The organism is Streptomyces sp. NBC_00370, from assembly GCF_036084755.1.
In the GTDB taxonomy this organism is placed as follows: Bacteria; Actinomycetota; Actinomycetes; order Streptomycetales; family Streptomycetaceae; genus Streptomyces.
The window spans coordinates 3,689,886-3,709,778 of record NZ_CP107968.1 but is presented as its reverse complement, the minus strand read 5'-3'; the positions used below and the strand labels follow the sequence as shown (position 1 = coordinate 3,709,778).

General features: G+C 71.7%; 18 protein-coding genes. 10 read left to right on the top strand and 8 right to left on the bottom strand.

What is annotated here, in order from left to right:
- Positions 1 to 250 precede the first annotated feature (250 nt).
- Positions 251 to 1,654, top strand: coding sequence for a PAS domain-containing protein (locus tag OHS57_RS16465; RefSeq protein ID WP_328582442.1), 1,404 nt, complete (start codon positions 251 to 253; stop codon positions 1,652 to 1,654).
- 54 nt (positions 1,655 to 1,708) lie between these two features.
- Here OHS57_RS16465 and OHS57_RS16460 read toward each other — a convergent pair whose 3' ends face one another.
- Positions 1,709 to 2,464: an SIS domain-containing protein gene (locus tag OHS57_RS16460; RefSeq protein WP_328582441.1), complete on the bottom strand. Its 756-nt coding sequence runs from the start codon at positions 2,462 to 2,464 to the stop codon at positions 1,709 to 1,711.
- Positions 2,465 to 2,626: 162 nt separating this feature from the next.
- Here OHS57_RS16460 and OHS57_RS16455 point away from each other — a divergent pair, with 162 nt between their 5' ends.
- The gene (locus tag OHS57_RS16455) at positions 2,627 to 3,319 is read left to right on the top strand and encodes a metal-dependent transcriptional regulator (RefSeq protein WP_041988514.1); all 693 of its coding nucleotides are present in this window, start codon (positions 2,627 to 2,629) and stop codon (positions 3,317 to 3,319) included.
- Between the two features lie 493 nt (positions 3,320 to 3,812).
- Entirely contained in the window at positions 3,813 to 4,661 is an 849-nt protein-coding gene (locus OHS57_RS16450; RefSeq protein ID WP_328582440.1) for an alpha/beta fold hydrolase, read from the top strand.
- 647 nt (positions 4,662 to 5,308) lie between these two features.
- On the opposite strand, the gene OHS57_RS16445 is transcribed toward OHS57_RS16450, so the two are convergent.
- The 3 genes from OHS57_RS16445 to OHS57_RS16435 all read right to left on the bottom strand — a co-directional run bounded on the left by OHS57_RS16445 (position 5,309) and on the right by OHS57_RS16435 (position 8,458).
- On the bottom strand, positions 5,309 to 6,901 hold the full coding sequence (locus tag OHS57_RS16445) for a transporter (RefSeq protein ID WP_328582439.1): 1,593 nt from the start codon (positions 6,899 to 6,901) through the stop codon (positions 5,309 to 5,311).
- Positions 6,898 to 7,686 carry an ABC transporter ATP-binding protein gene (locus OHS57_RS16440; RefSeq protein ID WP_328582438.1) on the bottom strand — a complete coding sequence of 263 codons (789 nt, stop codon included), beginning with the start codon at positions 7,684 to 7,686 and terminating at the stop codon, positions 6,898 to 6,900. Before OHS57_RS16440 ends, OHS57_RS16445 begins: the two co-directional genes overlap by 4 nt.
- Positions 7,687 to 7,774: 88 nt before the next feature.
- Positions 7,775 to 8,458 carry a bifunctional DNA primase/polymerase gene (locus tag OHS57_RS16435; RefSeq protein WP_328582437.1) on the bottom strand — a complete coding sequence of 228 codons (684 nt, stop codon included), beginning with the start codon at positions 8,456 to 8,458 and terminating at the stop codon, positions 7,775 to 7,777.
- 286 nt (positions 8,459 to 8,744) lie between these two features.
- Here OHS57_RS16435 and OHS57_RS16430 point away from each other — a divergent pair, with 286 nt between their 5' ends.
- Together OHS57_RS16430 and OHS57_RS16425 are read left to right on the top strand one after the other, a co-directional pair.
- A complete protein-coding gene (locus OHS57_RS16430; RefSeq protein ID WP_328582436.1) occupies positions 8,745 to 10,139 on the top strand; it encodes a transcriptional regulator in 1,395 nt (464 codons plus the stop codon).
- Between the two features lie 251 nt (positions 10,140 to 10,390).
- A complete protein-coding gene (locus tag OHS57_RS16425; protein WP_328582435.1) occupies positions 10,391 to 11,818 on the top strand; it encodes a hypothetical protein in 1,428 nt (475 codons plus the stop codon).
- 12 nt (positions 11,819 to 11,830) lie between these two features.
- On the opposite strand, the gene OHS57_RS16420 is transcribed toward OHS57_RS16425, so the two are convergent.
- Positions 11,831 to 13,111 carry an ABC transporter substrate-binding protein gene (locus OHS57_RS16420; RefSeq protein WP_328582434.1) on the bottom strand — a complete coding sequence of 427 codons (1,281 nt, stop codon included), beginning with the start codon at positions 13,109 to 13,111 and terminating at the stop codon, positions 11,831 to 11,833.
- Positions 13,112 to 13,285: 174 nt separating this feature from the next.
- Between OHS57_RS16420 and OHS57_RS16415 the strand changes: the two genes are divergently transcribed.
- Together OHS57_RS16415 and purU are read left to right on the top strand one after the other, a co-directional pair.
- Positions 13,286 to 13,732, top strand: a complete 447-nt coding sequence (locus tag OHS57_RS16415) for an SCO4402 family protein (protein ID WP_041988526.1) — start codon at positions 13,286 to 13,288, stop codon at positions 13,730 to 13,732.
- A gap of 34 nt (positions 13,733 to 13,766) precedes the next feature.
- On the top strand, positions 13,767 to 14,675 hold the full coding sequence (purU, locus tag OHS57_RS16410; RefSeq protein WP_041988529.1) for a formyltetrahydrofolate deformylase: 909 nt from the start codon (positions 13,767 to 13,769) through the stop codon (positions 14,673 to 14,675).
- 27 nt (positions 14,676 to 14,702) lie between these two features.
- Here purU and OHS57_RS16405 read toward each other — a convergent pair whose 3' ends face one another.
- Both OHS57_RS16405 and OHS57_RS16400 read right to left on the bottom strand, forming a co-directional pair.
- Entirely contained in the window at positions 14,703 to 16,034 is a 1,332-nt protein-coding gene (locus tag OHS57_RS16405; protein WP_328582433.1) for a zf-HC2 domain-containing protein, read from the bottom strand.
- The gene (locus tag OHS57_RS16400) at positions 16,031 to 16,612 is read right to left on the bottom strand and encodes a sigma-70 family RNA polymerase sigma factor (RefSeq protein WP_328582432.1); all 582 of its coding nucleotides are present in this window, start codon (positions 16,610 to 16,612) and stop codon (positions 16,031 to 16,033) included. The genes OHS57_RS16405 and OHS57_RS16400 overlap by 4 nt, the downstream gene beginning before the upstream one ends.
- A 205-nt stretch (positions 16,613 to 16,817) precedes the next feature.
- On the opposite strand from OHS57_RS16400, the gene OHS57_RS16395 reads away from it, so the two are divergent.
- The 3 genes from OHS57_RS16395 (at position 16,818) to OHS57_RS16385 (ending at position 18,837) form a co-directional block, all read left to right on the top strand.
- Positions 16,818 to 17,192 carry an STAS domain-containing protein gene (locus OHS57_RS16395; RefSeq protein ID WP_041988540.1) on the top strand — a complete coding sequence of 125 codons (375 nt, stop codon included), beginning with the start codon at positions 16,818 to 16,820 and terminating at the stop codon, positions 17,190 to 17,192.
- Between the two features lie 38 nt (positions 17,193 to 17,230).
- A complete protein-coding gene (locus OHS57_RS16390) occupies positions 17,231 to 17,743 on the top strand; it encodes an EF-hand domain-containing protein (protein WP_041988541.1) in 513 nt (170 codons plus the stop codon).
- A 566-nt stretch (positions 17,744 to 18,309) separates the two neighbouring features.
- Positions 18,310 to 18,837 carry an ATP-binding protein gene (locus tag OHS57_RS16385; protein ID WP_328582431.1) on the top strand — a complete coding sequence of 176 codons (528 nt, stop codon included), beginning with the start codon at positions 18,310 to 18,312 and terminating at the stop codon, positions 18,835 to 18,837.
- Here the strand turns inward: OHS57_RS16385 and OHS57_RS16380 are convergent.
- Positions 18,815 to 19,870 (bottom strand): GlxA family transcriptional regulator, encoded by a 1,056-nt coding sequence (locus OHS57_RS16380; protein ID WP_328582430.1) that lies wholly within the window; start codon positions 19,868 to 19,870, stop codon positions 18,815 to 18,817. The two genes, OHS57_RS16385 and OHS57_RS16380, sit on opposite strands and share 23 nt — an antisense overlap.
- Positions 19,871 to 19,893: the final 23 nt, after the last annotated feature.

Here is a 19,893-nt window from a genome sequence, read left to right as displayed (position 1 = left end):
CAGCGAGCCGTTAGCCCGCAGCCACCTCACTTGTCCGGACTGAATGCATCTTCCGGATCACCTCCTTTCGGTGTGCGTCACACGTTAGGCCGCTGTCGCGGAAGGCTCAAGGGATTTAAGGGCCTGTCGTTTGGATCAGGCCCTAAGTCCTGATTGTTGAGCGGCCCGATTTGCGGGAACCTTGTGTGTGGTGTGTCACGTTCTAGTTGAATGATCTGGACGCGCGTAGCGTCCTGTAGGGGGTGCCGGCATGAGTGCTTCTCGGAGCGAGACCACCAACGTGCCCGGCCCGGATCCGGCGTCAGGGCCTGGGTCCGACCTGCTCGCCGCCCTGCTGGACGGCATGGACGCGGCGCTCTGCGCCTTCGACGCCGACGGCGTGATCACCCACTGGAACCGCGAGGCCGAGCGCGTGCTCGGCTGGTCCGCCGAGGAAGCCGTCGGCCGGCACGGCTTCGCGGGCTGGGCCGTCCGTACGGCCGACGCGGACGAGGTGCAGTCGCGGCTGATGTCCGCCATGACCACCCCCGGCCGCCAGGTGCACGAATTCGCGCTGCTGCGCAAGGACGGCGGCCGGGTGCTCGTACGGACCCAGTCGGCCGGGGTGCGCAGCGCCGACGGCGCACCCGCCGGGGTCTACTGCGCCTTCAGCGAGGTCCACGCCCAGATCGATCTTGAGCGCTCCATAGCCCTGAGCGAGGCGCTGTTCGAGGAGGCGGCCTGGGGCGTCGTCCTCGTGGACGTCGATCTGCGGCCGACCGTCGTCAACGGACACGCGGCCCGCGCGCTCGGCTCCGGGCGTACGGCGGTGCTGGGCAGGCCCCTGGGCGAGCTGATCGCCCAGGGCGTGGACGAGCTGGAGGCGGCGCTGCACCACGTACTCGCCGAGGGCGCGCCCAGCGGTCTCGTCGAGCTGTGGGTGACGGTCCGTACGGCCGAGGGGGAGCGGCGGCGCTGCTGGCGCAGCGGCTTCCTGCGGCTGGCGTCGCCGCTCGCCGAGGAGCCGGTGCCGCTGGGCGTCGGCTGGCTGTTCATGGACGTGACGGATGTGAAGGTCGCCGCGCAGGAGGGCGACCGGCTGCGGTTCCGCTCCAGCCAGCTCCACCGGGCGGGCCGGGCGGCAGCCGAGTGCGAGGACCCGACGGAGGCGGCGACGGTCTATCTCGACTTCGCGCTGGCCGGCTTCGCCGACCACGCCCTGATCGACCTGGTCGCCGAACCGCGGACCGGACCCGGCGCCGGTCTGTCCGGCCTCGACGCGCCCGTACGGCTGGTACGGGCGGCGGCGACGCCCACCGGCGCCTCGGGGCCGAGCATGCCGGTGGAGGCGGGCGGCATACCGGTGCGGTACATGGACGGGCATCCGGCGCTCCAGGCGATGGAGCGCATCGGTTCCGTACGGGCGAGCGCGCCCGCCAGGCCCGGCGGCGGCGCGCCGTCGCCGACCTGGGCGGCGTCCCGGCAGTGGCCGCCGGACGCGACGCACGCGCTGTGCACGGTGCTGCGCAGCCGCGGCAGGTCGCTCGGTGTCGTGACGTTCCTGCGCGGCGCCAGCAGGGCCGCGTTCGAACGGCCCGACGCGGCGTACGCGGAGGACGTGACGATCAGGATCGCGACGTCACTGGATCTCGCCCGCGCGCTGCCCGAGCACTGACCCCGGGCCGATCGCCCGAGCGCCGCGTCCGCTCATCGCCGCACGGCGGCTGCGTCAGTGGTGGTAGAAGATCCGGTCGCGGTACTCGTCCATGACCCGGCTGTTCCATTCGCGCCCGCCGCTGACATTGGCCGACCGCAGCAGCGGCGGCTCGATGCCGCGCTCGGCGAGCTGCCCGGCGGCGGCGGCCATCGTCGCCTGCATCAGCGAGCTGGTGACGACGGTCGAGGCGGGGGCGAACGGCGCCTCGATGCCGTCGGCGGTCAGCTCGGCGTCACCGATCGCGATCTTGCTGTCCAGCACGACGTCGCAGTGGTCCTTGAGGAAGGTGCCCGTGGCGTTCCGGGACTCCGTCCCGGCCGCGTACGCGACGGACGTCACGCCGATCACCTTCAGACCGCGCTCGCGCGCGGCCGTCGCCATCTCGACGGGCAGTGTGTTGCGCCCGGACAGCGAGATGACCACGAGCACATCGCCCGAGGTCGCGGGCGACGCGCGGAGCACGGTACCGGCCAGCCCCTCGACGTGTTCGAGACCTGAGCCGAGCGTCGCGGGGATCACGTCGACACCCGTCGTGCCCGGTACGCACAGGAGGTTCATCAGGGCGAAGCCGCCGGCCCGGTAGACGACGTCCTGCGCGGCGAGCGAGGAGTGTCCCGCGCCGAAGGCGAACAGCCGGTTCCCCCCGGCGACGGCGTCGGCGATCAGGGCGCCGGCCGCCGCGACGGACTCCGTCTCCTCGTCCCGTACGCGCTGCAGCAGACCGATCGCGGCATCGAGGAACTGACCGGCCAGCTTGCTCTCGCTCATCGAGGAGCCCTTCGAAGGGGGTGGGGAATGCCTGTGCCGCCGATCACGTTGAGGTCTGGACCATTGCTCTGTCAATACGCCTCTCGTCGCCGCGGCACGGTTGTCAGCGGTATGCGTCAGAATTGGGGTCAGGGCCAGCGCACGATTTACCGAGGGGCACGTATGTCCGGACTGATCGACACGACGGAGATGTACCTCCGCACCATCCTCGAACTCGAAGAGGAAGGTGTGGTCCCGATGCGCGCCCGGATCGCGGAGCGCCTGGACCAGAGCGGCCCGACGGTCAGCCAGACCGTGGCGCGCATGGAGCGCGACGGTCTGGTGCAGGTCGCGGGTGACCGGCATCTGGAGCTGACCGACGAAGGCCGCATGCTGGCGACGCGCGTGATGCGCAAGCACAGGCTCGCCGAGTGTCTCCTGGTCGACGTGATCGGCCTGGAGTGGGAGCAGGTGCACGCCGAGGCGTGCCGCTGGGAGCATGTGATGAGTGAGGCGGTGGAGCTGCGGGTGATGGAGCTTTTGCGCCACCCGACGGAGTCGCCGTACGGAAACCCGATCCCGGGTCTCGAAGAGCTGGGCGAGGCGGCCAAGGCGGATCCGTTCCTGGACGCCGGCATGGTGAGCCTGGCCGAGCTGGACCCGGGCAGCGAGGGCAAGACCGTGGTCGTCCGCCGCATCGGCGAGCCGATCCAGACGGACGCGCAGCTCATGCACTCGCTGCGGCGCGCGGGCGTCCAGCCCGGCTCCGTCGTGAGCGTGACGGCGTCCCCCGGCGGCGTGATGGTCGGCAGCAGCGGCGAGGCCGCCGAGCTGGGCTCGGAGGTCGCCTCGCACGTGTTCGTCGCCAAGCGCTGACGAATGCGCCCGCGCACGCCGGGAGATTTCCGGCCGGAATGGCAGCGGTCGGGCGAATCGCGTGCCAGGCTGTCGCTGTGGCGATGACCTGAAGCGTCGGCCCGGGGTTCGCCCCTCGGTCGGGGAGGGAGCAGGGTTGTGCGCCGTTCGCGCGTCCGCGCCTGCCTTGTGCGACCCCGTGCGCCGCTGCGCGGGTACGGAGTGGGGACGGCTCCGGCACCTCGCGGTACCGGAGCCCGTCCTCCCCTGCGCCGACCCGGAGCCCCGAGCTCCCAGGGCCGGCTCCCGCGGACCGTCATCCCCGAGCGGTCCGCCTCCCGAAGAAGATCTCCCCTCGGCCACGGGCTCCAATCCTTGAGCGTGGTCACTCGAACGAGCGATGTTGGGTGGCGGAACCGTATTTTCGAATGCTAGTTCGATAGTCTGGCGGTATCCGGGGCGACCACCCGGAACGTGAGCTCAGATCAGAGAACCGAAGGGGGTGCCAGGGACAGTGGCGCAACGCATCGATGTGACCGGAGCCGATGGCGTACGCCTGGCTGCCTGGGACTTCACGGCGCCGGGAGCGCCGTCCGCCTCCGGCGTCTTAATGCTCCACGGACTCATGGGCCAGGCCTCGCACTGGGCCTCCACGGCCCACTGGCTCGCGGGCCGGCACCGCGCGGTCGCCCTGGACCAGCGGGGCCACGGCGCCAGCGACAAACCGACGGAGGGCCCGTTCAGCCGGGACGTGTACGTGTCCGACGCGGAAGCCGCGATCGAACAGCTCGGCCTGGGCCCCGTCACCCTCATCGGCCACGCGATGGGCGCGCTGACCGCGTGGCAGCTCGCCGCGAAGCGCCCCGACCTGGTGCGGGCCCTGGTGATCTGCGACATGCGCGCGTCGGCCCCCGGCGCGGCGTCCCAGCGGGCCTGGGAGGACTGGTTCAGCACCTGGCCCGTCCCCTTCGCCTCGCTCGCGGATGTCAGACAGTTCTTCGGCGAGGACGACGCCTGGCTGGAACAGCCGAGCGCGACGCGCGGCGAGTTCTTCGCGGAGGTCATGACGGAGCGGGCGGACGGCTGGTACCCGGTCTTCTCCCGCCGCCAGATGCTCACGACGCGCGAGACGTGGGTCCACGACGCGCACTGGGAGGAACTGGCCCAGGTCCAGTGCCCGTCGCTGGTGGTCCGCGGCCCGGACAGCGAACTGGGCCGCGCGGAGGCGCAGGAGATGGTGCGGGTGCTGCCGCGCGGGCAGTACGCGGAGATAGCGGACGGCGGGAACTTGCTGCACTACAGCCGCCCGGAGGAATGGCGAGCGGCGATAGAGCCGTTCCTGAACGGCGTGCTGACGCGCTGACGCGCTGACGCCGTCCGGCGCGGTGTCGCCGTCCGGCGGGGGCGGCCGGGTCCGGTGGTTGCGGTTGTTGTCGTTCGTGCCGGTGTCCGGGTCCTGCGGAGGGGGGTGTCCGGACTGCTTGTCGCATGAGCTCCTTCGCTTTACGTCCGGACACCCCCCTCCTCCGGCCCCGGCCCCCTCCCCCCGGCGGTCAGCCACACCCGCCCGCGTCACCGCGGGTGAGCGGTGACCTGCGGGCCGGGGACACGTCCCTGGCGTGGACGCCCGGCCGCCGTCCCTTGGTGGTCGGGCACGCGTGTCTGTGACGGCTGGGGTGAAGGGGGTCGTGCAGGGGTGGTGTCCGGAGCGTAGAGCGTGATTTGTGGCGCATCTCGGCGGTGGCTCCGCGTCAGACGAGCACGCGCCGTAAATCATGCAGCGCAGGACGCGACCCCGGAACGGCACCCGGCAACGACCGCAACCACAACCGCCAACCGACCCGCGCCGGACGGCGACACCGCGCAGGACGCGACCCCGGAACGACACCCGGCGACGACAGCAACCAAGGCCCGCAACCCCGAACCGCGCCGGACGGCGACACCGCAGCGCAGGACACGACCCCGGAACGGCACCCGGCGACAACCGCAACCAAGACCCGCAACCAAACGTCAGCCCTTGCTGACGGCCAGCAAGATTTCCGGTAGGCGTGACGACGTCTGCGGGGCCGCCAGTTTCAGGCCCGTCCACGCGATCAGCGCCCCGTACGCCGCGCCCACCGGGAGCAGGAGCCAGGTCCAGGACGTCTGGCCCGACACGTGGAGCCAGATCGTCACGGCCAGGACCGGCGCGCACAGCAGCGCCGCGCCCAGCATGCCGCCGAAGATGGAGATCCAGGCCAGGCCCGCCTGGCCGGGGGCCACGTTCTTGTAGCCGCTGTCCTGCGGGATGGAGTACGGGAACCGCGCCGACGCCACAGCGCCCGTCGCCAGCATCGCGCCCAGCAGCGCGAACGAGAGGCCCAGCGCCTCGGTGAACGCGCTCCAGTCGCCGAGCAGCGCCGCCGTCGCCAGCGTGACAAGCGCCGAGTACGGCAGCGTGATCAGCAGCAACGCCAAGGCGCGCGCCCGCAGTTCGGCGTACGCGTCGCGCGTCGTAGAGATCGTCTGCGCGACCATCCAGAACGCGGACGTGTCCTGGCCGAACTGGTTGTACATCTGGATGCCGAGCATCCCCGCGGCGAAGCACGCGAAGTAGATCGTGCCCGCCCCCTGAAGCGCGTTGAACAGCGGCACGATCAGGCCGATCACCAGCGAAGTGACCCACGCCGCCTTCGTCTTCGGGTCGCGCCACACGTACCGCAGGCTGCGCAGCATCACCGTGCCCGTACGGCCCTCCGGCAGCAGCCGGCTGAATCCGCCCGCCGACTCCTTCCTGGACGGCTCCGCCGCGGCGAGCGTGGAGCCGTCAGGGGACGTCATCAGCTTCACCAGCGAACGCCGCCAGGCGTTCACCGCGAGGGCCAGGGCCGCGAAGGCCAGCAGGAGTTGGGCCACCGCCCGGCCGTACGAGCCGTCGCTCGCCGACTGCACCGCGCCGATCGCCGAGGCCGGCGGGATCCAGCGGACGACGTCGGCCGTCGGGGTGAGCGCCGAGAGGCCGCCCGCGTCGCCGAGGCGCTGGATGCCGAAGTTGACGACCTGGATACCGACCGCGATGACCAGGCCGCTCAGCACGGCGAGGTCGCGGCCCTTGCGGGAGGTCAGCAGCCGGATGTTGGCCGCCGCCACCGCGCGGGCCAGCGCCACGGCGACGAGCAGCACCAGCGGTACGGCGATGACGGCCACGACCACGGCGGCGGCGCCGTGCGCCGTCGCGAGGGCCGAGCCGATCAGCAGGCAGAGGCTGAAGAGGGGGCCGATCCCCACCAGCGACGTGATCAGCAGCGCGCCGATCAGCGGGCGCGGCCGCAGCGGCAGCATCACCAGCCGGGTGGGGTCGAGGGTTTCGTCGCCGCTGGGGAAGAACAGCGGCATCACGGTCCAGCCGATGGCGAGCACCAGCGTCAGCAGCACCGTCAGCGACGCCGCGTGGTCCTGGCCGCGCAGCAGGACGAGGCCGAGGAGTTCGCCGGCGGCGAGGAGCAGCACGACGACGACCGAGGCGATGTACGCGGCGGCCCTGCCGGACGACTGGCGCAGGCCGTTGCGCAGGAGCGAGAGCTTCAGCCGGACGAAGACGGGGGTGAGGGCTGCGGTGTTCACCGGGCGCCGCCCAGCCAGTCGAGCGTCTCGCCGCTGTCGCGGCCCTGCGCGCCGACCAGTTCGAGGAACGCGTTCTGCAGCGACGTCGCGTCGCCCCGTACCTCGGCGAGTGTGCCCTGCGCGCGGATGCGGCCGGCGGCCATCACGGCCACCCAGTCGCACAGCGACTCGACCAGCTCCATCACGTGGCTGGAGAAGACGACGGTGGCGCCTGACGTCGTGTACCGCTCCAGGACCCCGCGAATCGTCTGTGCCGAGACCGGGTCGACGCCCTCGAACGGCTCGTCGAGGAAAAGGACTTCGGGGTTGTGCAGCAGCGCTGCGGCGAGCCCGATCTTCTTCCGCATGCCGGTCGAGTAGTCGACGACGAGTTTGTGCTGGGCGCCCGCCAGGTCCAGTACGTCCAGGAGCTGCGTGGCGCGCTTGTCGACCTCGGCGCCGGGCAGTCCCCGCAACCGGCCCATGTAGCCGAGGAGTTCACGCCCGGACAGCCGCTCGAAGAGCCGCAGGCCCTCGGGCAGGACCCCGATCCGGGCCTTGACCTCGGCCGGGTCGCGCCACACGTCGTACCCGGCCACGTTCACCCGGCCCTGGTCGGGCCGCAGCAGGCCCGTGATCATCGACAGGGTGGTGGTCTTTCCCGCGCCGTTGGGGCCGACCAGACCGATGAACTGGCCTGCGGGCAGCTCCAGATCGATACCGGCGACGGCGATCTGCTCACCGAAGCGCTTCCACAGCCCCTCGACGCGGACCGCTGGTGCCTTTTCCTCTGTCTGCTGCGACATCGCCCGCACAGCCCCTTTCATGTCCCCCATGGACGACCCACCTTAGGGGGCATCCAGGGGGCTCCTGAAGGTCACGGACGGCTCAAGGTCACGCGCGTCGCGACCGTTCCGCCGCGGCCTCCTGGCCGCACGCGTACGTCAGGGGGCTGATCAGCTCGTCGGCATCCGGCAGCCAGCGGTTCGCCTGGGTGGGGCGGCGGGCCCACTGCACGGCGGCGCCGCCGATCCGGGTCGGCGGGGCGGCCACGTAATGCCCCTCGCCGCGGCCGACCAGGTCGATCGAGGCAGGCGCCCAGCCCAGCTTCCGCACCAGGTCGTCGACCTTGGGGGCGGCGCCAGGGAGGACGAAGAACAGCATCCGGCGGTCCGGGGTGCGGGTCACGGGTCCGAGTGTGAGGTCCATCCGCTCCATCCGGGCGAGCGCGAGGAAGCCGGCCGACTCCGGTACGTCCAGGGCGTCGAAGGTGCGGCCCGTCGGCAACAGGATCGAGGCCAGGGGCTGCTGGGACCAGAGTTCGCGGGCGGCGACGGCGCTGCCCGTCGCCTGCGTCGCCCAGTCGGGACCCGTGGCGTGCGCCCCCGGCGCCACGCAGTCACTCGCGCCGCAGGAGCACCGCTCCGCGCCCTCCACCGGTTCGAGCCAGGTGCCGGGGCACACGTCCCAATGCCGCTCTTCCGCGTACCTCACCGCACTGTCGAGCAGCAGGTCGCCCCGCTGCTTCGGGATCTGGGCGGCGTCCGTGAGTCCGATGGTCTCTTCCACGAACAGCACAACTCCCGGCACCACCTCGGGTTACGGGCGCGCGCCCCCTGCGCCGTAATGCGTCGATCCCGCATCCGGGGCGCACCGGTGCATGGGCGGGGGCGCGCGTGGGGGAGCGTGCCGATCAGGGGGTAACCCTGTGCGGGGGACAGTGCGAGAGTTCTGTCTGCCCGGGTTCCGGGCCATGTTTCCGGAAGAAATTCGAATTTCTCCGATATCACCGAACATGCGCATTCTTCGGACCACTGCCGGGCAGTGATCGCTGAGCTGATCACTGCGGCCACAGGGGGTATCCATGGCAGCCAGACCTCTCGTAGCGCGCCAGCCGAACGAGCGGCTCCAGGCGCTCATCCAGGAGGCCGGGTGCTCCAACGCCGGGCTGGCCCGGCGGGTCAACCTGGTCGGGACCGAGCGCGGTCTCGACCTGCGCTACGACAAGACGTCGGTGGCGCGCTGGCTGCGCGGGCAGCAGCCGCGCGGGCGCGCGCCGGGCATCATCGCCGAGGCGCTGGGCCGCAAGCTGGCCCGTACGGTCACGATCGACGAGATCGGCATGGCCAACGGCAAGAACCTCGCCTCGGGCATCGGCCTGCAGTTCGCGCCGACGGTCATCGGCGCGATCGAGCAGGTCAGCGAGTTGTGGCGGAGCGACGTCGGCAGACGCGACTTCCTGTCGGGCTCGGCCGTCGCCTCGTCCGCGCTCGTCGAGCCCAGCAGGGACTGGCTGATCACCGGCGCTGACGCGGCGGTGGCGCGTACCACCGGCGCGCGGGTGGGCGATTCGGACGTCGAGGCGGTACGGGCCATGACGGCGGCCCTCACCGACCTGGACCACCGCTTCGGCAGCGGCCATGTGCGCCCGGTCGTCGTGCACTACCTGAACAGCGTCGTCTCGGGCCTGCTGGCCGGGTCGTACCGCGAGGCGGTCGGCCGCCGGCTCTTCGGCGCGGTCGCCCGACTCACCGAACTCGCCGGGTACATGGCGATCGACACCGGCCAGCCGGGGCTGGCGCAGCGCTACTACATCCAGGCGCTGCGGCTGGCGCAGGCGTCGGGGGACCGCGGCTACGGCGGGTACGTACTGGCCGCGTCCATGAGCCATCTCGCCGCGCAGCTCGGCAACCCCCGGGAGATCGCGCAGCTCGCGCGGGCGGCGCAGGAGGGGGCGCGCGGCCAGGTGCCGCCGCGCGCGCAGGCCATGTTCTACGCGGCGGAGGCGCGCGGCCACGCCCTGCTGGGCGACGACCGCACCTGCCAGGCGGTCGCCGGGCGGGCGCTGACGGCGCTGGAGCATGCCGGCGACGGGGAGAACGAGGTCTCGGGCGACGACCCGGACTGGATCACCCACTTCGACCGGGCCTATCTCGCCGACGAGTTGGCGCACTGCTACCGGGACCTGGGCCGTCCCGAGGCGGCGGCCCGGCATGCGGGCGAGGCGCTGGAGGGGCACCCGGAGAGCCGCGCGCGGCGCCGGGCGATCGGGCTGGTCCTGCTGGCCACGGCCCAGGTGCAGGCGCGCGAGGTGGAGGAGGCGTGCCAGACCGGCACCCGCGCGGTGGAACTGCTGGGCACGCTGCGCTCCAGCAGGGGCGCCGAGTATCTGGACGATCTCCAGCAGCGTCTTGAGCCGTACGGGAACGAGCCCGCGGTGCGGGAGTTCGGCGCGCGGCTGGAGATCCAGGCGGCGTGAGGAGCGGTCGCCGGGGCAGACGTACGGGGTGGGTTCACGCGGTGGCCCGACGGGTGGGTCGACGCAGTGGGTTGACGGCGTGGGTTGACGGGTGCCGAGAGGACGGTAGGAGGGACGAATTCCGGCCGTATGGCGGCGTTTTGACGGGCCGGAGCCCTGCCGGGACGACTCGCGTGGCCGAGCCCCTGATTCACCCGGTAGCGTGAACCGACGATTCGGTAGGTCCACACGTTCCACACGTAGGAGTCCCGGTGACGCACAGCGGACAAGGGGATGAGCCGCAGCACCCCGCCGCTCGGCCCGCGCACGAAGGCGTTGTGCTGCCGGGTGACGGCAGCGAGCCCTGGCACCCCGCCAGCGCGCGGGAGCAGGCGGCCCAGCAGGCCGGGGAGCACATCGCCCCCGCCGGCGGCCAGCCGTGGGGGCAGCCCTGGGGGCCGCAGGACGGCCCGCAGGAGCAGGAGACCTACCAGGACAGCTCCGGGTACCCCCAGCAGTCGTACGGCCCGCAGGACGGCGCCTCGTACGGCGGCCAGCCGCAGGGCGTCAGTTACGGCGGCCCGCAGCCGCTGCCGCAGCCCCTGCCCGCTGAGGTGCCCGCGCCGGGCAGCGCCGACGCGACGCAGTACCTGCCACCGGTGCCCGGCGGCGACCAGGACGCGACGCAGTACATCGCCCACATGCCGCCGCAGATGTCCCAGCAGCACATGCCGGCCCACATGCCGCAGCAGCACGGCTCGGGGCCCGACGAGCAGGCCACGCAGTTCATCGCGCCCGTCCCCGCCCAGGACCCCCCGACGCCGCCGCCCGGCGACGCGTACGGAATCCGGCAGGGGGAGCCGGAGGACCGGACGCCGCCCGCCGAGTTCGACAGCCTCTTCCGCACCGAGGGCCCGGCGGGGCAGAACGGGCAGGAGAGCCCGGACTCGACCCAGCAGCTCCCGCAGTTCGACCAGTACAACGCGGGCCCGCCGCGCCCGCCGCGGGCGTACGAGCCCCAGCCGGCCGGCTACGAACCGCAGCCGCCGCAGGGCAGGGGCGCGGGGCGCCGCAAATCGTCCAAGGGCCCGCTGATCGCCGCCGTCGTCGTCGGCTGCGCCATCATCGGGCTCGGCGCCGGCGCGCTGATGAGCGGTGGCGACGACAAGAAGCAGGACGACAGCGACAACGTCTCTTCGGCGAGTTCACCCGCCACGGCGCCGTCCTCGCAGACGGCGGACGACCCGGCGAAGCCGCAGGCCGAATCACTCGACAAGCTCCTCGCGACCAGCAACAACAGCCGCGCGGCGGTCATCAGGGCGGTCGGCAACATCGGGTCCTGCGACAACCTGGACCAGGCGTCCGACGACCTGCGTGACGCGGCGGGCCAGCGCAGGGCGCTCGTCGACCAGCTCAAGGGCCTGTCGATCGACCAGCTCCCGAACCACGAGGAGCTGGCGTCCTCCCTCACCGACGGCTGGCAGGCCTCGGCCGCGGCCGACGACCACTACGCGGACTGGGCCGACCAGTCCAAGCGCGGCAAGAACTGCAAGGGCGGCCACCCGCGCAGGACGCAGGCCGCCGCCCAGGCCAACCGGTCGAGCGGCGACGCCACGAAGGCCAAGAACCAGGCGTCGAAGCTGTGGAACTCGATCGCGACGAAGTACGGGCTCACGAAGCGGGCCTCGACGGAGCTGTGAGGCCCGCTCGCCTCAGGAGCTGACGTCGGTGCCGGCGAGGATCTTGCCGACGTCCACGAAGCCCTTCCGCTGAGCCACCAGCCGCCCCTGGCGCACCACCTGGAACGTCACGTCACTGTTGACGATCCTGGGGAAGCCGGGGGCGCCGAGCATGTCCTCGTACCGCCAGCGCAGCGGCGGGGTGAGGCCGCCCGTGTCGACCGTCACACCGCGGCTCAGCGCGTTCATGATCTTCCGCGCCGTGACGGTGTCGTCGTCGATCGACTCGATGACCTTCTTGAGCGCCGTGTACGCGATCCAGGTCGTCTGCACCCCGGTGCTGTCCGGGTCGATCGAGTTGTCCCCGAACGCTTCCTTGTCGATCACGTCCCGCATCGGCCCCCACGCGGCGGAACTCGACTCCGGGTACCAGCCGGTGACCAGCGCGCCTTCCAGCGGGCCCTTCTTGCCGCCGGTGCTGTCGACGAGCGGCTGGTCGACCGAGCCGATCACCGACGACAGCTTGATGTCCCTGCCGTCGTAGGGGAGCCGCCGGTAGGAGTCGAAGAACGTCTCCGTACGGTCGCCGAGCTGCGTCGTGACACAGCCGCCGTCCTCGGCGTCGTCCCGGGCCTTCTCGGCCTGCTTGGTGTAGTCGGTCGCGTCCTCGGGGGCCCGGATGTCGAAGGTCGCGGGCCGGCGGCCCTGGGCCAGGCCCGCGTCGAGGAGGCTCGGCAGGTCGAGCCCCGCGATGGTGTCGGGCCGTACCAGCGCCGTCTTCTCGCAGCCGGCCGACAGCTGCCTGCCGTTGCCCGCGAGGAGCGTCGCCTGGCCGCCGTTGACCGGGTACGAGACGAAGCTGCTGAACTCCTCGTCGGTGAGGCCGTAACCGCCCAGGTACGGGATGGAGGCGCCCTCCAGCGGCGCCAGGAACTGCTGGCCGAACTGGCTGTACGAACCGACGACCGCCGCCACGTCCTTGTCCACGGCCTCCCGCGCGCAGGCGGCGGCACCCGAGGCGGTGTTGCGTTCGTTGCACGTCACGATGCGCAGCTGATGGCCGTCGACACCGCCCGCGTTGTTGACCCAGCGGGCGAACGCCTTCGCCATCGCCGGCATGCCCGGCTGGTTCGTCGCGTTCGTACCCACCGGCGCCCAGGTCATGACGGTGACGGGCTGCCGGGAGTTGTCCGAGGTGCCGGGGAGCGTGCCGCATCCGGCGAGGAGCGGGACACCGGCCAGCGCCGCGCACAGGGCGCGGATCTTGGTGGTACGGAAGGGGTGAGGCAAGGTGGGGCGTCGCCGACCAGTCATGGACAGGCAGGCTTCCGGCTCACGGGTAACGCTGGTGTGTAGGAGGATCAACACCGGGTGACGGCGCGGTGAATTGCGGGGGGACGAACCGTCGCATCCGTACGGACCGTACGATCAACGACCGTGCAGCAAGCTTCCGATAACTCTTCCCGTCGTGCCCGTCGCTCATCCACCATGGTCGGCATGCCGCCTACTGACATGCCGTGGTGGCGCTGGCGCAGCAACGTGCGCTCGGCGCTGCACATGCTTTCCGATCCCGCTTTCCATCAGGACTACTGGCTGGCCGGCCGCGAGGGGTACGGCGACGTCACCGACGCCGTGTACCGGCTCGTCGAGGACACCTGGCTGGACAACTGGTCCGCCGAGAAATACGTCGGCACGATATTCCGCGACTCGGGCGAGGCCGCGCTCGTGGACGTGGCCGTGCTGCGGGTGCTGCGCATCATGCACCAGGTCGGGGCCGACGCGCCCGTGTCGGCCTATCTGGAGCATCACGGCTGGCCGGAGGCCGTACGGGCCGCCCGTGAGGCGCACGTACGGCTGGCGGCGAACGACGCCGAGGACCCGGACACGGTGCCCCAGTCGCTCGACGTGCTGCGGATCATGACGCGTACGGCCTGACCCGGCGGTGGCGGGTGTGGGATCCTCTGGGGTCATGAGCTCCGTCCCGCAGCCACCGGCCGTCGCCGGGCCGGCACCTGCCCCGTCCGAGCAGTCCGAGCAGTACGTGCTGACGCTGTCGTGCCCCGACCGGCAGGGCATCGTGCACGCCGTGTCGAGCTATCTCTTCATGACCGGCTGCAACATCGAGGACAGCCAACAGTTCGGCGACCACGACACGGGGCTGTTCTTCATGCGGGTGCACTTCTCCGCGGGGACGCCGGTCACCGTGGAGAAACTGCGCGCCAGCTTCGCCGCCGTGGGCGACTCGTTCCGGATGGAGTGGGCGATCCACCGCGCCGAGGAGCGGATGCGGGTCGTGCTGATGGTGTCCAAGTTCGGCCACTGCCTGAACGACCTGCTGTTCCGGGCGAGCATCGGCGCCCTGCCGGTGGAGATCGCCGCCGTCGTGTCCAACCACACCGACTTCGCCGAACTCGCCGCGTCCTACAACATCCCGTTCCGGCACATTCCGGTCACCAAGGACAGCAAGGCGCTCGCCGAGGCCGAGCTGCTCCAGCTGGTCAGGGACGAGGGCGTGGAACTCGTCGTGCTCGCCCGCTACATGCAGGTGATCTCGGACGACCTGTGCAAGCAGCTGTCCGGCCGGCTCATCAACATCCACCACTCCTTCCTGCCGAGCTTCAAGGGCGCGAAGCCCTACCACCAGGCGCACGCGCGCGGGGTGAAGGTCATCGGCGCGACGGCGCACTATGTGACGGCGGAGCTGGACGAGGGCCCGATCATCGAGCAGGAGGTCGAGCGCGTCGGCCACCAGGTCACCCCTGAGCAGCTGGTGGCGATCGGCCGTGACGTCGAATGCCAGGCGCTGGCCCGCGCCGTCAAGTGGCACGCGGAGCACCGCATTCTGCTCAACGGGCACCGGACGGTCGTCTTCACCTGACGGTCGCCTCGCTGGCTGGTCCGGGGCTCAGAGCCGGCTCATCGCCGCCGCGGCGAACAGGACGTCCCTGATCGCCTCGCGGTCGCCGTCCTGGCCCGCCGCCGCTTCCTCCGGCGCGACATGCCCCGCCACCAGCTGGCAGAACTCGATGCCGTCCAGCGCGACCTGGGCCACCGCGCGGTCGGGGGAGCCGATCGCGCCCGGCGAGTCCAGCGGGATGTACCAGTCACCGCCGCCCGCCCCCTCGACCTCCAGATGCAGCGACCGCCCCTCGGCCCCCGCCGCGACCAGATGCCGGGCGGGCGCCGCGAGCCCGCCGCGGCGCCGCGCCGCCAGCGTGGCGGGCAGCAGCCGGGCCGCCAGGTCGACCATGCCGTGCAGATGGGCCGCGCTCGGCGGGTCGTACGGGTACGCCACCGCCTCCGCGATGTCGGCGCCGTGCACCCAGCACTCGAAGGCGCGCTCCAGCAGCGCGTCACGCAGCGGCAGCGCGAAGTCCCCGTACGACACGGACAGCTCGGCCGCGCCCCGGCCGGCGAACGACACCGTACGGACGAGACTGTGACTCTGCTCACGCCAGCGCTCATGGGTGCTGCCGACGGCCGGCTGCCGCGTACCGGCCCGCCAGAACCGCTCCGTGCGCTCGGTGGGCGCCACGGGCGGCGTCCTGAGCCCTGCGGGACGGCCTGCCCCGTGTTCCTCGGGCTCGGCGCCTTCAGGGTCCGTCAGCGGGTCGTCCAGGCCGAGCGCGGCGGCCACCAGACCGTCCACGGTGAAGAGATGGCCGATGACCCCGGCGACCGTGGTGTTCCGGGACACGGGCTTGTCGTGCTCGAACCACCTGAGCCGCACGGCCGTGTGCCACTCGGACTCGCCGATGTCACGCAGCAGCGCGTCGAGCCGGGCGGTCTCGGCGTCGTAGGGAGCGGCCCAGTCGGGCACCGGTATCCGGGCGGGCCTGCGGCTGAGGCAGCTCGCCAGCACCCGGGAGCGCAGCCGGGGGTCGAGGTCCAGGCTGCGGTCGGTCCTGAGCAGTTCGACGGCGTCACGCAGCCGCAGCGCCTCATCGGCGCAGGCAGCGCATTCGGTGAGGTGGTCCTCGACGAGGGTGGTCTCGTCGGCGGAACAGGCGGAGAGGGCCCAGGCCCCGAGGAGCGACATGAGCACGGCGTGCGGCACCTCTTCGTGCGGGACGTCTTCCCGCGCCTCGGTCCCGGCCGGTGCGGCGGTCGGCAGGGGCGGCGGGGTCTCGTCCGGGAGCGGGTCCAGGTTGTCCGCAGCCGGGCGCGGCCCGGGTATCCGGGGAAACCCGGACCCGCCGCTGCCGCTCGCTCCGTCGCCGTCCAAGGGTCCCGTCACAGCGCACGTCCGTCCGGCGGGGTGTTGGCGGCCGTCGACAGCAGCTGCAGACCCAGCCGCAGCCTGCGGCGGGTCTCCTCTTCCGTCACGCCGAGGTCTTCCGCCGTCTCACGGCAGCTCCTGCGCTGGTGGTACGCCAGGTCGAGTGCGGCCCGCAGCGGCGCGGGCATGGACGTGACGATGAAGTCGGCGCGTGCGGCGGCCGACGCCCTGCGCACCTTCTGCTCCAGCTCGGCCGCCTGCGCCGGATCGACGTCCCGGGCGTCGCCGCCGCCCGCCTCGTACGCGGCGGTCTCCGTCTGACGCAGCCGCAGGACCGCCTGCCGGTGTGTGACTTTCGCCACCCACGACTTCATGGAGCCCTGCTTCGGGTCGTACCCGTCGGGGTTCTCCCAGACGTAGCCGAAGACCTCGCGGGTGACGGCGTCGGCCGCCGCGTCGTCGTCGAGCACGCGCTGGGCCTGGCTGTGGACCAGGGACGCGAAGCGGTCGTACAGCTCTCCGAGCGCGGCCGCCTCACCCCGCGCGAGCCGCTGTTGCATCCTGCGGTCCCAGCGGGGTGGTGTGTCCTTCGCCATCCGACCCCCCAACGCCTGTGGTTCTGCTTCGAATGTAGTCGGCATGACGGACAACGCACGCCCCTTTGCGTCAAGTGCGCCCCCGTCACGGCCAGCCTCGCCGGCAAGAGGTTTCGTCGTACGGGCACCGGGCAGGGGCCCCGGAACAGCGATCCGCGGAAGGGTACGTTCCGGATTGCTTCCGGACGAGGAAGGGTCCAGATCCGTGACGCTCAAGGTGGACGAGACGGCATTCGGTCCGTGGACCGTGCTGCACATCATCGGCGAGCTGGATCTGATCACGTCACCCGAAGTGCGCCAGCACGTCCACGAAGCGGTCGCCGCCGGGCAGCGGGATCTGGTGCTGGACCTGTCCGAGGTGTTCTTCTGCGACTCCAGCGGGGTCGGCGTCCTGATCGCCTCACGCCGGCTGATGCGCTCCTGCCACGGCCGGTTCCACCTGATCCTGCCCGACCAGGGCGCCGCCGAAGGCTCCCATGTCAACCGGGTGCTGGCGGCGCTGGGAGTGCGCCGTCTGTTCGATATCTATCCGGATGTGCCGTCGGCCGTCGACGACCGGGCTCAGCCGCTGTCCGCGTAAGTGGACACATCGCCCCTCAGGAGTCGTACGCTCCCGACATGGACAGCGCAGAATACGAAGGCAAGATCACTTCCCGTTTCGCCGCCTTCGACCAGGACCACAGCGGCTACATCGATCGTGAGGACTTCAGCGCGGCGGCGGCGGCTCTGCTCGCCGAGTTCGGCACGACAGCCCGCTCCGACAAGGGCCAGGCGCTCTACAGCGGTGCCGAGGCGTTCTGGCAGGGCATGGCCGGGATCGCCGATGTGGACGGTGACCAGCGGGTCACGCGGCTGGAGTTCGTCACAGGCGCTGTGAAGCGGCTGCGGGACAGCCCCCAGCGGTTCGCCGAGATCGCCCGGCCGTTCCTCAGCGCGGCGGTCGCCATCGCGGAGGAGAGCGACGGCGGGGTGGCGCTCGAATCGCTGGGCCGTGCGCTGCGCGTCCTGGGCGTCGACCCCGACCTGGCGGCCCAGGTGGGCCCCCGGCTCGACACCGACGGCGACGGGAAGGTCAGCGAGGACGAGATCCTCGCCGCGTTCGCCGAGTACTACGTCACGCCGGAGCCGTAAACCGCCGGAGCGCCGTAGACCGCCGGAGCCGTAGACCGCCGGAGCCGTAGACCTCCGGATCCGTGGACTGTCGGCGCCGCGGGCCGCAGGACCGCCTCCGCCGGCAACTCGGCCTGGAGGGGCGGCAGGCGGCAGCTCTGGCCTGAGCACTCTGCTGCGTCACTGAGCGTGGTGTGCGCGCCGCCCCGCGGTCGATACCGGGTTGTGTCCTTACGGCGTACCGTCACAGGCCGGAGTCGTGTCACGGCTCCGGTACGCTCCGTGGGGTGCGAGAAGTTGTGAGGCGCGACGGTCGCGGTGTTGCCGGTACGGCGACTCCGGTGAGCCGAATGTGCGCCGCTCGCACGGTGCGAGGGCGCCGTACGCGCCCATGTTCGACTCCCCGCAATGTGCGTCGCACAGTATGCACCACGCGTACTCCTTCGCGCTGGAATATGCCCGAAGCGCTTGTTGCGGTGACTGTACGTCAACCATGCTGTCTCGCAAGGAAATCACGTTGTGTGACCCTGTCGAGGACCCTGTCGAGGCGCGAGGCGATGTGTCCGCCGGTTCGGATGGTGTGAGCGGTGCAGGTGCTTCAGGTTCAGTTGGAGGTCGGGCCCGACCCGGCGGAAGTGGGACGAGCCCGCAGGTGGGCCCGGTCGAGGCTCGTCGGCTCCGGGATAGAGGATGACGAGCCGGTCGCCGAGACGCTGATCCTGCTCATCTCGGAGCTGGTGACCAACGCGGTGGTGCACACGGGCTGCCCGGCCGTGCTGCGGATGCTGTTCGGGCTGGGGGCCGCCGACGCCGGGACCGTACGGGTCGAGGTCGCCGACCTCAGCTCCTGTCCGCCGACCCCACGGCACGCGGAGGGCGAGGACACCAACGGCCGCGGGCTCGAACTGGTCGACGGGCTCGCCGACCGCTGGGGCTGGCAGCCGGAGGGCGGCGGCAAGCAGATCTGGTGCGAGGTGGACCGGGTGAGCGGCTGTACGGCGGCGGCGGGCGAAGGGGCCACGGCTGCGGCTCCGGCTCCGGTGGTCGCGACGGCCGCCGCGGTGGCGTGCGACTGCGAGCCGTCCCGGCCGGTCACGACGGCACGTCTGGCGTGAGCGGGCCGCCTCCGGACGGGGGGCGGCGGTGCGGCACGGCGCGCCAGCTGTCGACGGACTCCGCCCTGAAGGTGCGCCGGTAGACGGTCGGCGGCACGCCGAGCGCCGACTGGACGTGCTGGCGCATCGACTGCGCCGTACCGAACCCCGCGTCCCTGGCGACCTGGTCGACCGACAGGTCGGTCGACTCCAGGAGATGCCTGGCCCGTTCGACCCGCTGCTGCGTCAGCCACTGGCCGGGGCTGACGCCGGCCTCCTCGCGGAAGCGCCGCGTGAAGGTCCGTACCGACATGGACTCCTGCTCGGCCATGTCGCGCAGCTGGATCGGCTCGTGCAGCCGGGCCAGCGCCCAGGCGCGCGCCGCCGTGGTCGTCGCCAGCTGCGGCTCGGGCACCGGGCGTTCGATGTACTGCGCCTGGCCGCCCTCGCGGTAGGGCGGTACGACGGTGCGCCGCGCGACGTCGTTGGCGACGCCCGTGCCGAAGTCGCGCCGCACGATGTGCAGACAGAGGTCGATGCCGGCCGCCACCCCGGCCGAGGTCAGTACGTCACCGTCGTCGATGAACAGCACGTCGGCGTCGACCTTCACCAGCGGATACAGCCGCTGGAAGTGGGCTGCGGACGACCAGTGGGTGGTGGCGGGCCGGCCGTCCAGCAGCCCTGCGGCGGCCAGGTAGAAGCTGCCCGTGCAGATCGACACCATGCGGGTGCCGGGCCGGATGTGGCCGAAGGCGGCGGCGAGTTCGTCGCTGAGGCGGCCCTCGGTATGGGCCGGGTCGGACTCGTAGGAGGCCGGGATGATCACGGTGTCCGCCGTGGCCAGCACCTCGGGGCCGTTCTCGACGTTGATGGTGAAGTCGGCGTCCGTACGGACCGGACCCGGCGCGCGTACGGAGCAGGTCACGACCTCGTACAGCGGCTCGCCCGCCGGATCCTTGGCGCGGTTGAAGATCCGCTGGGGGATGCCGAGTTCGAAGGGGATGACCCCGTCGAGCACGAGGACGGCGATCCGGTGCACGGGCTGGTTCGGCATGGTGGTCTCCTTCGCGCTCCACA

Bases quoted from the DNA above. Each gene is read 5' to 3' on its own strand.
- OHS57_RS16465 (WP_328582442.1), top strand. From the start codon at position 251: ATGAGTGCTTCTCGGAGCGAGACCACCAACGTGCCCGGCCCGGATCCG.
- OHS57_RS16460 (WP_328582441.1), bottom strand. From the start codon at position 2,464: ATGAGCGAGAGCAAGCTGGCCGGTCAGTTCCTCGATGCCGCGATCGGT.
- OHS57_RS16455 (WP_041988514.1), top strand. From the start codon at position 2,627: ATGTCCGGACTGATCGACACGACGGAGATGTACCTCCGCACCATCCTC.
- OHS57_RS16440 (WP_328582438.1), bottom strand. From the start codon at position 7,686: ATGTCGCAGCAGACAGAGGAAAAGGCACCAGCGGTCCGCGTCGAGGGG.
- OHS57_RS16430 (WP_328582436.1), top strand. From the start codon at position 8,745: ATGGCAGCCAGACCTCTCGTAGCGCGCCAGCCGAACGAGCGGCTCCAG.
- OHS57_RS16420 (WP_328582434.1), bottom strand. From the start codon at position 13,111: ATGACTGGTCGGCGACGCCCCACCTTGCCTCACCCCTTCCGTACCACC.
- OHS57_RS16415 (WP_041988526.1), top strand. From the start codon at position 13,286: ATGGTCGGCATGCCGCCTACTGACATGCCGTGGTGGCGCTGGCGCAGC.
- purU (WP_041988529.1), top strand. From the start codon at position 13,767: ATGAGCTCCGTCCCGCAGCCACCGGCCGTCGCCGGGCCGGCACCTGCC.
- OHS57_RS16400 (WP_328582432.1), bottom strand. From the start codon at position 16,612: ATGGCGAAGGACACACCACCCCGCTGGGACCGCAGGATGCAACAGCGG.
- OHS57_RS16390 (WP_041988541.1), top strand. From the start codon at position 17,231: ATGGACAGCGCAGAATACGAAGGCAAGATCACTTCCCGTTTCGCCGCC.
- OHS57_RS16380 (WP_328582430.1), bottom strand. From the start codon at position 19,870: ATGCCGAACCAGCCCGTGCACCGGATCGCCGTCCTCGTGCTCGACGGG.